General features: G+C 41.8%; 13 protein-coding genes and 1 tRNA gene. 8 read left to right on the top strand and 6 right to left on the bottom strand.

Features of this window, described 5'->3' with window-relative positions; all coding sequences use genetic code 11:
• Positions 1–116: 116 nt before the first annotated feature.
• From RMY31_RS02420 to RMY31_RS02410, 3 genes are all read right to left on the bottom strand, one after another.
• Positions 117–533, bottom strand: a complete 417-nt coding sequence (locus RMY31_RS02420; protein ID WP_322658918.1) for a DUF3368 domain-containing protein — start codon at positions 531–533, stop codon at positions 117–119.
• On the bottom strand, positions 523–777 hold the full coding sequence (locus RMY31_RS02415; RefSeq protein WP_322658919.1) for a UPF0175 family protein: 255 nt from the start codon (positions 775–777) through the stop codon (positions 523–525). Before RMY31_RS02415 ends, RMY31_RS02420 begins: the two co-directional genes overlap by 11 nt.
• A 304-nt stretch (positions 778–1081) precedes the next feature.
• Positions 1082–3625, bottom strand: a complete 2544-nt coding sequence (locus RMY31_RS02410; protein ID WP_409877135.1) for a tetratricopeptide repeat protein — start codon at positions 3623–3625, stop codon at positions 1082–1084.
• 135 nt (positions 3626–3760) lie between these two features.
• Between RMY31_RS02410 and RMY31_RS02405 the strand changes: the two genes are divergently transcribed.
• Both RMY31_RS02405 and nifH read left to right on the top strand, forming a co-directional pair.
• A complete protein-coding gene (locus RMY31_RS02405) occupies positions 3761–4021 on the top strand; it encodes a hypothetical protein (protein WP_322658921.1) in 261 nt (86 codons plus the stop codon).
• A 1579-nt stretch (positions 4022–5600) separates the two neighbouring features.
• On the top strand, positions 5601–6494 hold the full coding sequence (nifH, locus tag RMY31_RS02400) for a nitrogenase iron protein (protein WP_322658922.1): 894 nt from the start codon (positions 5601–5603) through the stop codon (positions 6492–6494).
• Positions 6495–6736: 242 nt separating this feature from the next.
• Here the strand turns inward: nifH and RMY31_RS02395 are convergent, their stop codons facing one another.
• Positions 6737–7855: an ABC transporter permease gene (locus tag RMY31_RS02395; RefSeq protein WP_322658923.1), complete on the bottom strand. Its 1119-nt coding sequence runs from the start codon at positions 7853–7855 to the stop codon at positions 6737–6739.
• A 132-nt stretch (positions 7856–7987) separates the two neighbouring features.
• Complete coding sequence (locus RMY31_RS02390; RefSeq protein ID WP_322658924.1) at positions 7988–8863, bottom strand: Npun_R2479 family HD domain-containing metalloprotein; 876 nt, start codon at positions 8861–8863, stop codon at positions 7988–7990.
• Between the two features lie 524 nt (positions 8864–9387).
• On the opposite strand from RMY31_RS02390, the gene RMY31_RS02385 reads away from it, so the two are divergent.
• The 3 genes from RMY31_RS02385 to RMY31_RS02375 all read left to right on the top strand — a co-directional run bounded on the left by RMY31_RS02385 (position 9388) and on the right by RMY31_RS02375 (position 14240).
• Positions 9388–10884, top strand: coding sequence for an efflux RND transporter periplasmic adaptor subunit (locus RMY31_RS02385; protein WP_322658925.1), 1497 nt, complete (start codon positions 9388–9390; stop codon positions 10882–10884).
• Positions 10885–10936: 52 nt separating this feature from the next.
• On the top strand, positions 10937–14107 hold the full coding sequence (locus RMY31_RS02380; protein WP_322658926.1) for an efflux RND transporter permease subunit: 3171 nt from the start codon (positions 10937–10939) through the stop codon (positions 14105–14107).
• Positions 14108–14168: 61 nt separating this feature from the next.
• Positions 14169–14240: transfer RNA gene (locus RMY31_RS02375), tRNA-Gly, on the top strand.
• A gap of 99 nt (positions 14241–14339) precedes the next feature.
• On the opposite strand, the gene RMY31_RS02370 is transcribed toward RMY31_RS02375, so the two are convergent.
• Positions 14340–14744, bottom strand: coding sequence for a hypothetical protein (locus tag RMY31_RS02370; protein ID WP_322658927.1), 405 nt, complete (start codon positions 14742–14744; stop codon positions 14340–14342).
• 262 nt (positions 14745–15006) lie between these two features.
• On the opposite strand from RMY31_RS02370, the gene RMY31_RS02365 reads away from it, so the two are divergent.
• The 3 genes from RMY31_RS02365 to RMY31_RS02355 all read left to right on the top strand — a co-directional run bounded on the left by RMY31_RS02365 (position 15007) and on the right by RMY31_RS02355 (position 16384).
• On the top strand, positions 15007–15360 hold the full coding sequence (locus RMY31_RS02365) for a hypothetical protein (protein ID WP_322658928.1): 354 nt from the start codon (positions 15007–15009) through the stop codon (positions 15358–15360).
• Positions 15357–15557, top strand: a complete 201-nt coding sequence (locus RMY31_RS02360; RefSeq protein ID WP_322658929.1) for a hypothetical protein — start codon at positions 15357–15359, stop codon at positions 15555–15557. Before RMY31_RS02365 ends, RMY31_RS02360 begins: the two co-directional genes overlap by 4 nt.
• A gap of 386 nt (positions 15558–15943) precedes the next feature.
• On the top strand, positions 15944–16384 hold the full coding sequence (locus RMY31_RS02355) for a CAAD domain-containing protein (RefSeq protein ID WP_322658930.1): 441 nt from the start codon (positions 15944–15946) through the stop codon (positions 16382–16384).
• The last annotated feature ends 30 nt before the right edge of the window (positions 16385–16414 follow it).

Below are 16414 nucleotides of genomic sequence, written 5' to 3'. Positions count from 1 at the left end.
TACGCAGTTTTGCTCCAACTACAACAAAAATGGTTGATACAGTAATCTCAGTTGCACTCAACTTAATGAATCCTCAAGATTTAAAAAATTGGTTTACTAATTGCTGTTACTGTACCTCATAACACCGGGAACTGCTGTATGCTTGGGATTAATCCACGTCTTTTTGCTAATATCAGCAAACCTCCTGTTCCGATAGTAGTAATACTTAAAGCTTGACCACAACGCCGTGCTGCCCTATCGTCAACAATAGCGGCACAGTCTGAATTCTTTAGTGCCAAACTCAATACTTGTGATTCTCCCTTTCCTAAATCCCAAGCTGCTACAACAGGAGCAATACTATTAACTTCTACTGTTTGTATCCAAGAAATACTGGGTAATTGTGTTGATGCCACATCATCTTTTGTTGTGATTTCTTCAAAAACACCTAATGGAACTAAAACTTCTGTGAATAATTGTGGAATTAATTTTGCTTGTTGACTTTTCAAAAGAACAATCAAAGGTGAAGAGTTAATAATTACACGATTAATCGACATTTGCCAATTCCTCGGCTAACTCTTGGGCAGTATATTGCATAAAATCTACTTGGTAGCGTGATAAAGCATTAATAAATTCAGCACGAGTTAGCCCAGCAATTTCTGCTGCTTTTGCTTGTGAAATGTCACCTAATTCATACCATTTAACTGCTGCTGCAATTCGCATTTCCTGAATAAATTCTTCAGGATTTTTACGCAGTGCTGAAAATACTGTTTCTGGTAATTGAATTGGTACTGTTCGCATAAATTTATCCTCTATTTATTAGATAGTATTCTTTTGGGTAGATTCAAGAGCGCTAATATTGAATCTTTGAACCTTGAAAAATCGAAATGGTTAAGCGATCGCTCTATGTTTCAGTTTAATTTAGAGATGAATGGGCGATCGCGTTTCGCCAATTAGCATGAGAATCGAACTGCGAAGGACGCAAAGGGCACGCAGGAAGAGATAAAAGGGAGCGATCGCTGTTTGAAGTTACAATTTGTAGACGATTGCTTGATGCTTTAGTTTCTTTTATGAATGAGGGAGCGACCATACAATGTGCAACTTATTAGCCATATGCTTTTTTAATAAAAATCTCATAATTTTCTCGAATCGTCATTGTACGAGAATGACCTACACCTAAAGTAAGCTCAAGAATTTCCAAGGCTTGCAGGTAAAGGGGTTCTGCTTTACTGTAGAGTCCTGTAGAACTATACAGTCCTGCTAAGTTGTTCAAGCTTGTAGCAATATCAGGATGATTCTTTGGAAGTAGAAGTTTTCTAAGTTCTAAAGCTTTCTGTAATAGAGGTTTAGCTTCATCGTATCTTCTAGTATACATATAAACTGTTGCCAAGCTGTTCAGACTTTGAGCAACATCAGGATGGTTTTCTCCGTGTAAACGTTTTCTTATTTCCAAAGCTTTCTTTAATAGCGATTCAGCATAACTGTAGCGTTCTTGAGAATTGTGCAAATGGCCTAAATTGTTTAAAATTTGAGCAAAGTCTGGGTGGTTTTTTCCTTGTAAGGATTTTCTCAATTTTAAAGCTCGCCTGTATAGAGTTTCAGCTTCAATGTAGTGTCCTTGACTTTCGTAGAATGCTGCAAGATTGTTTAAGCTTTGAGCAAAGTCTGGGTGGTTTTCTCCCTGTAGGCGTTTTCTCATTTCTAAAACTTGCCCATACAGTGTTTCAGCTTTACCATAGTGTTGTTGAATGTCGTAAAGTACTGCCAGGTTGTTTAGGGTATTAGCTACATAAAGATTTTCATTTCCTAAAACACTGGTAAAAATTTCTAAAGCTTGAAAATAGAGAAGTTCTGCGTCGCTATATTTTCCTTTAAAATAGTAAAGTCCTGCTAAATTATCTAAAATGATGGGAAAATCGATATCGCTACTTACTGACAAGTATTTCCATAGTTCTAATGCTTGTTTATATGTTGATTCGGCTTCGTTGTATCGTCCTTGATCTTTATAAAGATTTGCTAAGTTATTTAAGCTAACACTAAAATAGTAATGTTTTGAACTAAGGCGATTTTCAATAACTTTTACACACTCTTGTAACCAGGGTTCTGCCTTTTCATGCAACCCTTGACCTTGATAGAACCAGCCTAAGCCTCTGAAAATAAAGATTAAATCTTCATCACTAATGTAGGCAGTTAGATTATCAGCGACTTCTGCCAGATGTGGGATAAAAAAAGCAACTTTCTTAATCCAATCACGGGTAGGTCTTTCCGAAATTTGCCTTGCTATCTCTACCATCTGCGCCACAAAAACAGTTTTTACCTCATCTGCATTGCTAGACTTATCCAGTTTCGTTTGAAAAAATTGCCGAAGCAATGGATGTAACTGATAAATTCCTCTAGTTTGCCGTTGTAGCAAATGCAATTCGAGCAAATCGGCTATGGCTTTTTCCCATACTTCTTGTTGTTCATCATCTTCTATCGTCTCAAAATACAGAGGAATGTCAGCCAAAGCATATAAACTTAGGCTACTGCCAATATCTTGTGCATTTTCATCCAACTGTTCCCAACTCAATGCAAAAGCTTCAGCTACACCATATTCATAACGCATCAATGGGTTAGCCTTGGCTATTGCTTCGTGTTCCAGTCGCTTTTTCTCTAGCCGCTTCAGCATTTTTTCCAGAGATAAGTCTGGCATTGTATCCAGATATCGCCCCACTAACTCTAACGCCAAAGGCAAATATCCCAAGAATTTACAAATTTTTCTCGCAACCCAAGGTTCGCTTTTAAGTCGTTCTCTGTCAACCAGCGATTTTAATAATTTCATTGCCGCTAATGGTTTGAGAACATCTAAACGTAATTGCGGCAAAGTTCTATCAAATCCCAGGCGCGTTGTCAGCAATACTTTAAACCGGGGTGATTCTGAGGGTAGATAACGCTGAACCTGTTTTTTGTAGTCAGTGACATCATCAAACACCAGCAGTACATCGCCTTTTTGCCAATTCTGCCAGCAGTATCTCAGCCTATCTGCTAATTCCCAATCGTCCGGTGCAATAAGTTTAAATTTCAGTTCGGCAAATCTGAGAATCTGAATTCCGACATCAATTCCCTGTGCAGATAACCAGCAAACCCCACCTTGATAATTCTGCAAATGCTGTTTGGCGTATTGGGTAGCGAGTTCAGTTTTGCCGACTCCACCCATACCCGCCACAGCTACAATTGCAACTTGCCGAGATGTTTGTAATTGCTGGTGCAGTTTTTCTAGTTCCGCCTCACGTCCCACAAATTTTTCAAATGGAACAGCAGGGGGAATATTTTGATGAATTTCTTTAATTGTGGGTTGGGCAGCATTCGACTGAGCGCTCACGCCGAAGTCTTGCCCGCCATTATATTTCGCTGTCAGGCAAGCCCGTAACTTTTCTAACTTACCCCGGCTTTCAGAATTGGCTAACTCAGGATAACTCTGGGCAAATTTGTCATAAACCTTAGTCATCCGCTTTTTGAAAGCAGCAGCGCCGATGTTCAATTCGCTGGCAAGTTTTGCCTCACTCTTCCCTGAGTTTTCAGTCTTTAAACGCTCTACAAAAGCTGCCGTTTGCTCTGGGGATAAGCTATTAGTAGCAGCTTCATTGGCTAGAAAATCAGCCCATTGCATAGACAGCTTGTGAGATTTCTTCTCGATTCTACTTAATTTCTACTTTCTCTCTACTTTGTCTCCATTTTTAGGGAATCTCCTCTTCTTCTGGCAGAAATACCATTTGCATAGAAACATTTAGAAGAGGTTCGAGCCATGAAAACTTCGTTCACAACTTCAGTCAACACGAATCAAACCACCCAAACTTCGCAATTAATCCCCGCCTCGCCAACATCATTAGAGCAACCATCTACTTGGATGCGAGACGGGTACAGTCCTACTGAAATCATTCTCGCAGCAGCAATTTTGACTTCATTGTCGATTGGGGGAATTGCTACTGTGATTGTGGCCATTACGGGTTTAGTTAAAACTTTAGTACCTGTGATGGTGCGCCCGACAAGCCAAAAAACTAAATAATGCCAATTTTGGATTTTGCAGAAGTTGCACCTTTGTGATGATTAAAGTTCAAAAGCTCATATTTATAAATTAAAACAAGTATGCGATCGCCCCACCATATCCCAAATAAAATGAATGGTGCGATCGCTATTTGAAGTTAAAGTTTGTAAGCGATCGCTCTATGCTTTTGTCATGCCCGCTTCGATGTCAAATTTCTCAAAAATCGCCCTCAATATAATGCATAAATTTTACATATAATTGAGGAGTTTAGACGGATAAATCTAAAATCTTTCATTCCTCAAAAGTCGTGGGAATTATATTTTTTATATATTGTTACAAAGGTAACAATATATAAAAGCTTAGATGTAACCAATGTTATTAAAAAAATCAAAGTTATCAGGATAACAATAATAAAGATGAAATATAATCAGAGCGATATTCTAGAACAAAAAAATTATTTTATTTTTGGTCAATCAATTAGTAAATGTATGCTAATCTGAAAACAGGAATCAAAAAGTAAGAATGCAAAAAGACTTCAAGACAATATTGAGGTAAACTCGATAAAGTCCTTTTGCTCTGGTAAGTCCGCTTCAATATCGTTATAATTTTTAGTAACGATAAACAAAAGCCAGATAAGCAAGATAAGCACTTTAGTTGTAACTTGAAGTCAACCATAGCTTGCTTAGGTAACAGCCAGTAAAAGTTGGCTAACCTAATTAGTTTAACCGCCAGATCCAATTATTATTAGAGCCTAGGAAGAAAGACTCTTAGTAAAGCCTGGCAATCCGAAATAAGTTAGAACGGTTACTGAACTTAGTACAAGCGAAATTCACTATGTTTAATCGCTCTAACTATGTTCTAGAAATTGCTGACTGTGGAAATGAAAACTTCAAGCATAATAGATACCGTTCCACACAATTCAGGATTTTAAACATATTGTCAAAAGTCATCAATACACGGCCCAAACCAGAATGTAAGGGGTTGCCAATGCAGAGATTTACCTTGTAATTAAGGGCTTATTCCCTGCATGAATAGCGATATGATTAAGTGTTTTTTAAGGAATAGCTGTAAGAAACACCAAGAAGCGATCGCTCGGTATTTTAGGATATCGGCTGGGGCGATCGTAATTAGAAGTTATCAGCAATCATGACACAAGTAATATCAATAATGTTGTAGCAATTATTTAGAGCAGATTGCAGTTTTGGTTGGTTGGATTCTGGGCAAAAACCCTGTGTAAGTTGCAATTGCTCCTGTAATAATTCTTTAGGTCTGAGCAACCGATAAGGATTTAGTTACAACAACCTACGATGCTTTTGTCTAGGCTTTTTAATCTTCAGTCAGCATCAGCAAACAGATATTTCTCTTGATATGAAATCCCAGCAAACACACCCTCTGGGAAGCATAGGAGAGTTATCTTACTGCCCGTCTGATAGTACTTGCAATATTCCTTAAGCACAAATCAAATCCTCGTCTATGCAATCTCTTCGTATCTTGACCCGGTGTGTTCGTCAGCAAGTGCTATTTGCCAACACTACCAAGCCTGAAGTCTGAGATCGACCTCCAGTCCCATCGACAAAGTAATTGTAGGAAAACACAAACCATGACTATTGATAAAAAAATCAGACAAATAGCTTTCTATGGTAAGGGCGGTATTGGTAAGTCTACCACCTCCCAAAATACCCTAGCAGCTATGGCAGAAATGGGTCAACGTATTCTGATTGTGGGTTGCGACCCCAAAGCTGACTCCACCCGTTTGATGCTGCACAGTAAAGCTCAAACCACCGTACTTCACCTTGCTGCTGAACGCGGTGCAGTAGAAGACCTAGAACTCGAAGAAGTAATGTTGACAGGCTTCCGAGGCGTTCGTTGCGTGGAATCTGGTGGCCCAGAACCTGGTGTAGGTTGCGCTGGTCGGGGTATTATCACCGCCATCAACTTTTTGGAAGAAAATGGTGCTTACCAAGATGTTGACTTTGTATCTTACGACGTACTAGGTGACGTTGTTTGCGGTGGTTTTGCTATGCCTATCCGCGAAAATAAAGCACAAGAAATTTACATCGTTACCTCTGGTGAAATGATGGCGATGTACGCTGCAAACAACATCGCTCGCGGTATTCTCAAGTATGCACACACAGGTGGTGTGCGTTTGGCTGGTCTGATTTGTAACAGCCGGAACGTTGACAGAGAAATCGAACTAATCGAAACTCTGGCAAAACGCTTAAATACTCACATGATTCACTACGTACCCCGCGACAACATTGTTCAACACGCTGAGTTGCGCCGGATGACCGTGAATGAGTACGCACCTGATAGCGCTCAAGGTAACGAGTACCGGACATTAGCTAATAAGGTCATCAATAACAAGAATCTCACCATTCCTACACCCATTGAAATGGAAGAGCTAGAAGAGTTGTTGATTGAGTTCGGTATTCTTGAAAGCGAAGAAAATGCTGCGAAAATGATTAGCACAGCTGCTGAAAGCGCTGCTAAGTAAATAATGTGGCAGGAAGGGTTGCAGCTAACCCTTCCTGAATTTTTACCATCTGTGGAACACTGTAGAGGTTGCGACTCATTAATGAGTAGCAATAAAATAAGAATTTTTCTGGCTTGCCTCTGAGTTCGCTTAAGTGGCAGCCTTAATTTTTAGTATAGTTTAAAACTTAGGCAACACCATATCCCATGTTTTGCCTGATATTAGGTAAGTGAAAGCCCAAGAGAATTTGATCTTTTTCCAGCCTATCTGCGTAAACTGCGGGGATCGAGAGCATCTCTCAGCCCATCACCCAATAAGTTGAAAGCCAACACCGTCAAGATAATCAGCACCGCTGGCGGCCAGATTAGCCAGGGTTGCAACACCAAAATAGAAGCATTGCTTGCCAGAGAAAGCATGTTACCCCAAGAAGGATCTGGTTGTTGAATGCCCAAACCAATGAGACTGAGTATTGCTTCTGAGCCAATAAAGCTGGGAACTGCAAGAGTTGCAGAGATAATGACATAAGTAGCCGTTTGCGGCAAAACGTGGCGGATGATGATATAAAGTGGATTACCGCCCATTGCTCGTGCAGCTTGGACAAATTCTCGCTCTTTAATCGACAGCACCTGTCCGCGAATTACCCGTGCTAAACCAGCCCAGCTGATAACTGAAGTAATTAACACAATCAATAAAAAGCGCTGGCTGCTGCTTAATCCCGCTGGTAATACTGCACCCAAGGTAACTAAAAGATAAATGCTGGGGAAGGTCATGAGAACTTCTGCCAAGCGCATGATTATGCTATCAGTCCAACCCCCAAAATAGCCGGAAATACCTCCGATCAACAGACCGAGGGGAAAGGTAATTACCACCCCAACAATACCGATAAACATGCTAATGCGACCACCATGTAATAGGCGACTGAATTGATCCCGTCCTTGTTCATCAGTGCCCAAAATGTTAAGTTTTGCGTCATTAGCTGCGCCAAACAAATGCCAATTTAAGGGTATACCAGGGAAAATAGTGACTTCATCCCAGTTGGGTGGCAGTGGCACAATTAGCTCAAACAATCGGTATTCTGGACCAGAGACAAATAAACGCAATGGCGATGGCTTTTTGAAGTCTACAATCAATTGGCGATCGCCTGTTTCTAAGTCGGTGTTTCCCTGCGTCGTTGGATAAATATGAGGGCCGATAAATTGTCCTGATGATTTTGAAACCCAATAAATCTGAGTTGGTGGCAGTAGTGAACCATTTGCCTGTGAGGCATAAGGATCGTAAGGGGCAACGAAATCAGCAGCAATTACCGCCACATAAAAAATTAACAGTAAAATTGCCCCAAATCGCGCCAAAGGATTTTTTTGAAGTCTTTGCCACCAATTCATAGGAGTCAGGAGTTAGAAGTTATGAGTTGTAAATTATGAAACTTTTCTATCATACATCTTTAATATTTCATAATTCTTAACTCCTGTATGAGTGCTGCGGCCTTGCGCCCCTCCTAACTTATCATTTTTGATTTAAGCATGTCGTTGCTCAACTAAATAAAGATGTTCTTCTTGAGTTTTTTCATGTTCTACAACAAACACATTCGAGTAAAGATTAGCGACAATTTGTTTTCCTTGCTGTGTCAGAGACAAGTAACGCAGTCCATCTTTGATATAGGGATGAACACCATTCCAGTAAAACTTGGCGTAGTTCTTGCGTAAATCAGCAGGTGTCTCATAGCCCAAAACTTTATTCATTCCAGTTTCTTCAAACTCGTAGAATAAAGAAGTAATTTTTTTCAAATAACGTGGGTCGCTTAATTGCCCAATCAAATCAGCAGCACGTACTAAACCAGCAAAACTAATTGTTTCTTGATGATCCTCGGCTGCGGGTACGGGGAAGCGAGTCCATTCAATATTACTCTTGATCACATCAGCATCTATCAGCTTGTGACCGCCAAAACGCTCATCAATAAAAAGTTTGGCTCGATCGACATGATAGGGTGTAAGACTGGCATCAGAAGCCCCTGGATGGAGAGAAATCATTCTGCCATTTTTACCAGTGGCATAGAGACCTGCTGCTTCTTGGTCTTGTCGGCAGACTCCTTTAACATAACCAATATCATGACATACCAAGGAAATAATAAAATGCAACCAGTCTTCACTAGAAACCCCACCTTCTCGGATGTGTTTACCACGTAACATTTCCTGCCCTACAAGGGTTACTAAGACAGAGTGTTCAACATTGTGATAAAGCGCATCACTATTGGCAATGTTTTCCAATGCCATGCTACCAGCCCAAGCGATGATATCTTGATAATCATTTTTTAAGCAGCCGTATGTACGACGGTAGCCTTCTCGAATTTGCTTAACAAAAGCATCAATTAAAATTTCAGTGGCATTGAACATATTAGTTGCTCAGGTTGATATTAATTATTTAGGGATTGTTTCTCAGGTGGCATAATCAGAATCGCCGATCCAATTTCTCCTTTGTAGCTTAGGGATGCGGGTAGGCGCTAGCTGCTTTCATATTTTGCTCACATGATAAGCTATGTTTCCCTGACTTGAAAAAAAGAGTGGGAGGTCGGGGGAGCAGGGAGACAAGGGGGACAAGGAAGACAAATTTACTTTCTCTACCCCTCTGCACCTCTGTCCCTATCCCCTCTGTACCTCTGCCTTTTCTTTCCTCATGCCTGATGACAACTACAGCCTAAGCAAGGACATACTAATATCCCCTAGAATTTAGTACGTATAATTACTGAATTTATTTTTATTATTAGAATAAAATTATAATTTTTTGAAGGTTATTATACTGGGGATTATTACAGCCTAAATACTAAAACATGAGTCATATTTAACATGCCTAATAAATTTCAACGTTTCTTAAAACACTAATAGTGGTATCGCATGATTCGGAAAGTGGAGGTGTGACTGTGGACAACGAAAGTTTTTCAGAAGTCGAGGCGGAAGAACCTGTGAGAGCTGAGGTAGATAGCTTTCCTAGTAAACCTGATACTAGACAACCGCGCCCTTGGCTGATACCGTTGTTTGCAGGTACTGGCTTGGGGATAGCGATCGCCTTGGGCAGCATGGGTATATTAAATTATCTTCCGGCTCGCCAACAAACAGCGGTAGCAAATAAAGCAGCACCAAAGGTTAACCCAGCGATGACTGTCACCATCGCTTCGGTAGAAAAGACTCGTGTAACTCGTACCCTCAATACTACGGGTACTGTAGCAGCCCGCGATTTGATTCCAGTTCTGCCACAAGCAAACGGCTTACAAATCAAAATCATCCCCGAAGATATCAAAGAAGGAACTTTTGTTAAAAAAGGTCAAGTGCTGGCAATACTGGATGATTCCATACTGCAAGCTCAAATTAGTCAAGCCAAGGCAGATGTGGAATCGAAGCAAGCAGATGTGGCATCAAAATTAGCAGAGCAGGCATCGAAGCTAGCTACTACGGTATCTAATCAGGCGATCGTACAACAAAAAAAAGCAGATTTGGCTCAATCTCAGGCAAGGTTAGAAGAAGCTCAAAAGAATTTTCAACGCTATCAGAAGCTTGCCAGGGCAGGGGCAATTAGTCAGCAAGAACTCGATACTCGTTCCTATACAGTGAAAACTGCCATAGAGGCTGTGCGGCTAGCGGAGGAAAATGTTCGTGGTGCTAAAGCAAATGTTGGCAGTGCCCAAGCGAATATCACTAGTGCCGAAGCAAATGTCAACAAAGCGAAAGCTGATGTCCGCAGTAGCGTGGCTAAGGTGCAACAACTGCAAGCTCAACTAGGGCAAACCGTAGTCCGTGCCCCGGTTTCTGGAATTGTAGCTGAGAAATTAGCAAGAGTAGGAGATGTCACGGGCGTACCACCGCAAACTCAGGTAGGAACTATTATTGGTGGTACGCAAAAGCTGTTTTCTATTATTCGCGATGAAAGGCTAGAACTTCAGGCCAAAATTCCCGAAATTCAACTGCCTCAAGTAGAAGTTGGCGCATCTGTGCAAATTACCTCCGACCTTGATAATCGCATCCAGTTGCAGGGAAGAGTCAAAGATATACAACCACTGGTAAATGATAAAAGGCGTGAAGCCACGATCAAAATTGACTTGCCGCCGACAGACTTGCTCAAACCAGGCATGTTTGCCCGTGCTGCGATTACCACCAATACCACCATCGGGATGACAGTGCCGCAAAAAGCAGTGCAACCACAACCAGATGGAAGTGCGATTTTGTTCACTTTATCCGATGAAGACATAGTACACACCCAGACAGTAGAGGTAGGAGAACCCATCGACGATGGAAGAGTGGAAATCAAGAGTGGGTTGCAATTAAGCGATGCCCTAGGGCAAGACGTTTCACGTCTACGCGTGGTAGTTGACGGTGCAGGCTATCTCAAGGATGGTGACAAGGTTCGAGTCGTCACTCAATAATTCCTGACAGCAATCAATCCAAAATCTAAAATCCAAAATCTAAAATTCTTCGATGTCTTTCAACATCTCAGCTTGGTCAATTAAAAAACCTGTTCCCACGATAGTTTTATTTTTAATTTTGACGGTGGTGGGTTGGTTTTCCTTCATATCCTTGGGAATCGATACTAACCCTAATATTGATGTACCCGCAGTTTCGGTGACAGTCACCCAACCAGGGGCGGGACCGGCGGAACTTGAATCGCAAGTGACGAAAAAAATTGAAGATGCCGTGGCTGGGTTAGGTAATATCGATAATATGATTTCCACGGTTAGCGATGGCAGCTCCAGAACAACTATTAATTTTGTTTTGGGTACAAATAGCGATCGCGCCACCAATGATGTGCGAAATGCGATCGCTCAAATTCGCCAAAGTCTACCCCAAGACATCAACGATCCAATTGTGCAACGTCTGGATTTTGCTGGCGGCCCAGTGATTACGTATGCAGTCAAATCCGATCGCCGTTCTGTAGAAGAATTAAGCAATCTTGTAGACCAAACTATTAGCCGTGCCTTGTTAGCAGTCAAGGGTGTGGCACAGATTAAGCGTGTGGGTGGAGTTGACAGAGAAATCCGCATTAATCTCGATCCCAATAGGTTACAGTCTCTGGGCATTACTGCTACCCAAGTAAACGACCAAATCCGCGCTTTGAATATTAACTTGCCTGGAGGACGCGCCGAAGTCGGTGGTAGCGAACAAACTATCCGCACCCTTGGTAGTGCTGCCAGTGTGAATGTTTTACAAACCTATGAAATTCTCCTGCCAGAGGGTGGTTCCGTGCCCCTATCCAGTTTGGGAACCGTTGAAGATAAGTTTGGCGATGTCCGACAGTCCGCCCGCTTGAACAACCAGCCTGTGGTAGCTTTCCAGGTCTTGCGTAGTACTGGCAGCGTCATGGTGACTGTGGAAGAAGGAGTGAAAGCAGCAGTCGCACAACTGCACAAAACTCTTCCCCCAGATGTGAAGCTGGATTTAATTTTTACCAGAGCTGATATTGTCCGCCAATCTTATGAAAGTACTATTGATGAATTAATTCAAGCCTCGATACTGTCAGTCATCGTCATTCTAGTGTTTCTACGAGATTGGCGAGCTACATTAATTACGGCTGTCGCTTTACCCTTGTCGATGATTCCTACCTTTGCCGTGCAGCAAGCCCTTGGTTACACGCTCAACAACATGACTTTGCTGGCATTAGCATTGGCGGTAGGTAACTTAGTTGATGATGCCGTCGTGGAAATTGAAAACATGGAACGGCACATGGCGATGGGTAAATCAGCATGGCAAGCTGCTTTTGAGTCTTCTGACGAAGTGGGATTAGCAGTCATGGCTTCTTCTGCGACGATTATTGCTGTATTTCTGCCCGTTGCCTTTATGGGTGGCGTTCCTGGGCAGTTTTTCCAACCCTTTGGTGTTACTGTTGCCGTTTCCACGATTTTTTCAACTATGGTGGCGCGGATGATTACACCGATGATGGGTGCATATCTGTTGAAAGAGAAGAAGCAGCCTAGTGCCAGTCAAGCAAAGAAGAGATTAGGAAAACTCTTTAATGTAAAGTCCAACGTTCAACATCCAAAATTCAACCAGCGCCGCTTTCAGCCCTATAAATTACTGTTACAGTCAGCATTACGCCATAAATTAATCACAATGGCGATCGCTCTGGCTTTTTTCATGGCTAGTCTGATGCTGGTTCCTTTGATTCCCAAGGGTTTCGTTGATGACGGCGACTTGGGTCTTTCTACTATTTCTATTGAACTACCCCCTGGTTCTACTTTGGAGGATGTTAACAAGGTTGCTACCCAAACAACTGATTTCATCCTGAAAAATCCAGTAGTTGAACGCGTACTAGCTACAGAAGAAATTAATTCTGCTACCCTCGCCGTCCAACTCAAACCCAAGGAAGAACGCAAGATTTCTCAAAAACAATTCGAGGAACAAGTACGTCCCTTGTTTGAGCAAATACCGGGAGCGAGAATCAGTTTTCAAAGTCAGAGTCCAGGAGATAGCCGCAAGGGTTTATCAATAGTCCTCAGAAGTGAAAATCCGCAAGCATTAAATCAAACTGCTGATGCACTAGAAAAGCAAATGCGAGGCGTGTCTGGATTAGTGGAAGTTTCTTCTACTGCCAGTTTGGTAAAACCAGAAATAGTAGTGATTCCCAATCCCCAGCGGGCAGCAGATTTGGGCGTAACAGTGCAAGCGATCGCTCGTACTGCCTCTCTTGCTACTATCGGCGACAACGATGCAAATTTAGCCAAGTTTAATTTAAGCGATCGGCAAATTCCTATCCGCGTCCAAATCGACCCGCAAGCTCGTGCAGACATCAATAACCTGAAAAACCTCCAAGTTCCCAGTCAAAATGGTAGCTTGGTTCCCTTAGTAGCCGTTGCAGATATTCGCTTTGGCAGCGGCCCTGCAACCATTAATCGCTACGATCGCGCCCGTCAAGTTGCTGTAGAAGCCAACTTGCAAGGTATTTCTTTGGGAGAAGCAGTACAAGCAGTCAACCAACTACCTGCACTGCAAGACTTACCACCAGGGGTAGCACAGCAACCTTCTGGTAGCGCCAAAATTATGCAGGACATTTTCAGTCGTTTTGGTGGCGCACTGGCACTAGCAGTCATGTGCATCTATGCAATTCTCGTCCTGCTGTATAACAATTTCCTTCATCCCTTGTCGATTATGGCGGCATTACCGTTTTGTTTGGGCGGCGCACTTGTAGGATTAATGGTTGCCCAAAAACCCTTGGGAATCTATGCCCTGATTGGCATCGTACTACTGTTGGGGATTGTCACCAAAAACTCGATTCTCTTGGTGGACTACACAATCATCAATATGCAGGAAGGTAAATCCCAGCGTCATGCTTTGATAGAGGCTGGTGTGTCGCGTCTGCGCCCGATTATGATGACTTCTCTGGCAACGATCGCTGGTACTCTACCCCTAGCATTAGGAATTGGCGCGGGTTCCGAAGTCCGCCAGCCGATGGGAATTGCCATTATGGGTGGTTTTACAACTTCCACGCTGCTGACATTGGTAGTTGTACCAGTGATATTTAGCTACATCGACAACTTCCAGAGGTGGATTTTGGATACATTGCGTTATGGCTTTGGCAAGAAACCACCACGTTACTCTGTCGACGAGCATGAAGTCATTAATCTGCCGCCTACTAGCGAACAATCGGCTTCTTAAATTCTAGATTGGTAAGTAGTGCTATAATATCAGCTAGCTTTATTTGAGCTAAGAACTATTTGCGGGTGTAATTCAGTGGTAGAATGTCACCTTCCCAAGGTGAACGTCGTGGGTTCGAGTCCCATCGCCCGCTTTTTGTCGCTGTACATTAACTAATTATTTGTCACTGTTAACAAATTAATGTCCTCTTCAACAACCAACTTCCCTTTATTCTATGCTGAGCCTGAAATTATCAACCCAAACTTTGATCTAGCCTGTACAAGAATAAAAATTGGGAAGATGATATTCCTTTCAACCCACCTCTAAATTTTGAAACCTTACATAATAAAAGTTGGCGTTTAGCTGGAAGAGGTGTTGAAACTTGCGATCGCATCATCCGGGATAGCAATTGATGGACGCTTTCAACCCCGTCTTCGTCTTTATTGTTAATTTTGCAGCCATTTTTGAGCAAATAGCTAATTGCACAACGAGTCACAATTTCTTCTGTGTCCCGGTAAGCCTCAAACAAAGTTTTAGAGATACTGCGATCGCCATCTGATTGTTTGGATTTTTTGGTTTTCTTATATTTCTTTCCTTTCCCTGGTTGTGGTTCAACTGTATCTGGCTGCGTTACAACTGCCACTGAATCTTGTGACATGGTAACTCAGTATAACAAGCAGCACATAACCGAATAGACTCCATTTTCATCCCCACCCCAGCAGGTGCTTGATCTGCGCTAACTTATCGGCATCAATCCCACAACCTTAGCTAATACCTCCAACTGCTGGCGAGAAGAAGGAGGATTAAAACGAAACTTTTCCCATCAAGCGATCGCCTCATTTTCCTTTTCCTTGATTTAGCGAAATAGTTCCATCCGCCTGCGCTTGTTTAATCGCTCGTTTGAGAATTAACACCGCCATTTGCGACAAAGCATTGATGCTGAACTAGTTACTAATTATTTGAGTGCGTTGGCGCTCAATCGCCAAGATTCACTCCCAAGATTAATCAACCAGAAATTTTCACCAGGTTCTGTTGATTTACCCGAAGACTTTCCGAATACAGCAAAGACACCTCGCTTTTTATACGGCGATCAATTGCGTTGGATTGGTTCTGATACCGATTGGGGAATTGCGATCGGCAGATTTTACAGCTTTGCTCGCTGGACTTGGTGCTACCTGATTTGGTTGAGCAAAGACAGTGCCAGTGCTGCTTGGATATCTGCCGATATTGCCTGGGAAGAAGATTTAGAACCACTGGAAGGGTCGCCGCTATGACTAATCCGCGTCCTTTACAGGTACGAGAGCAAAATTTGATTGATCTATACAGCCATTGTCAACTAGGAATGACACCCAAGAATTTTTATGCCAAATGGGATGTCAATCATGAGGCGATCGCTTGCACTTATAGAGTAGGACAGATTGGCAAAGCGATCGCACCATTCTTGTATCGCCTTAAGGCTTACTTCGGTTGATCGCATACTCTGTGATAGGTCTGTATGTGAATCAGCAAAAGATGAAATTTCTCATAGACAATACTAATGTTATTTGCATATTTATTCTAAATCTCGTCCAGGTTTCAACATGGAGTTGACAATAATTCAGATGCGTCATTGCGACGTGAGGAAGCAATCTCAGTATCTTAGCAAAAAAGTACAGTTTTCAAAGTAGACGAAGTTTATTAATGTCAAAGCTGAAATTGGAATTTTATATAATATTTTAACTGGTATAAGTTGAAAGAGTTATTTTATAACTCTTGAGATAGACAAACTTTACCCCAAGGGAACGAGGAAAATTAGTTCCAAAGATGTCGCAATAGTAATGTGATATTTGTCTAGAAATAATTTATTCCAATCAAGCTATGGAAAGCAAAGTACAACAACTGGGATATGACAATCCTAGATCGCTAGATAACATGACAACAATTAAAGATTCCGAACCCGGAGAATTGTCAACATTATCAAGTAACAATAAACTGAATAAGCAAGTCTCAAAAATCAGTCAAAAAATTTCTGATTTTTCGGAGCAGCTACCTGCATACATACTTAGTTTCTACGATGAGTACAAGCTGCTGATTATTAGCTTTACTTTACTTGTTGTCGTAGTGAATGCCCTCAAGATATTATTGGCAATTACAGATGCAATTAGTGATATTCCATTGATTTCTCCAATTTTTGAGTTAATTGGATTTGGTTACGTAATCTGGTTTGCTTTTCGCTATTTTTTTAAATCTGACACTCGCCAAGAAGTAGTTGGAGAGATTGACTCACTTAAAAAGCAAATTGCGGACGAAAAAACCTGAAATGCTTCTGTATTGATGTTGGTGCAGCAA

The organism is Dendronalium sp. ChiSLP03b, assembly GCF_034531165.2.
GTDB classification, from domain to species: Bacteria; Cyanobacteriota; Cyanobacteriia; order Cyanobacteriales; family Nostocaceae; genus Dendronalium; species Dendronalium minutum.
Note: the sequence above shows the minus strand (reverse complement) of the source record. Positions and strands in the feature narration are given on the sequence as shown.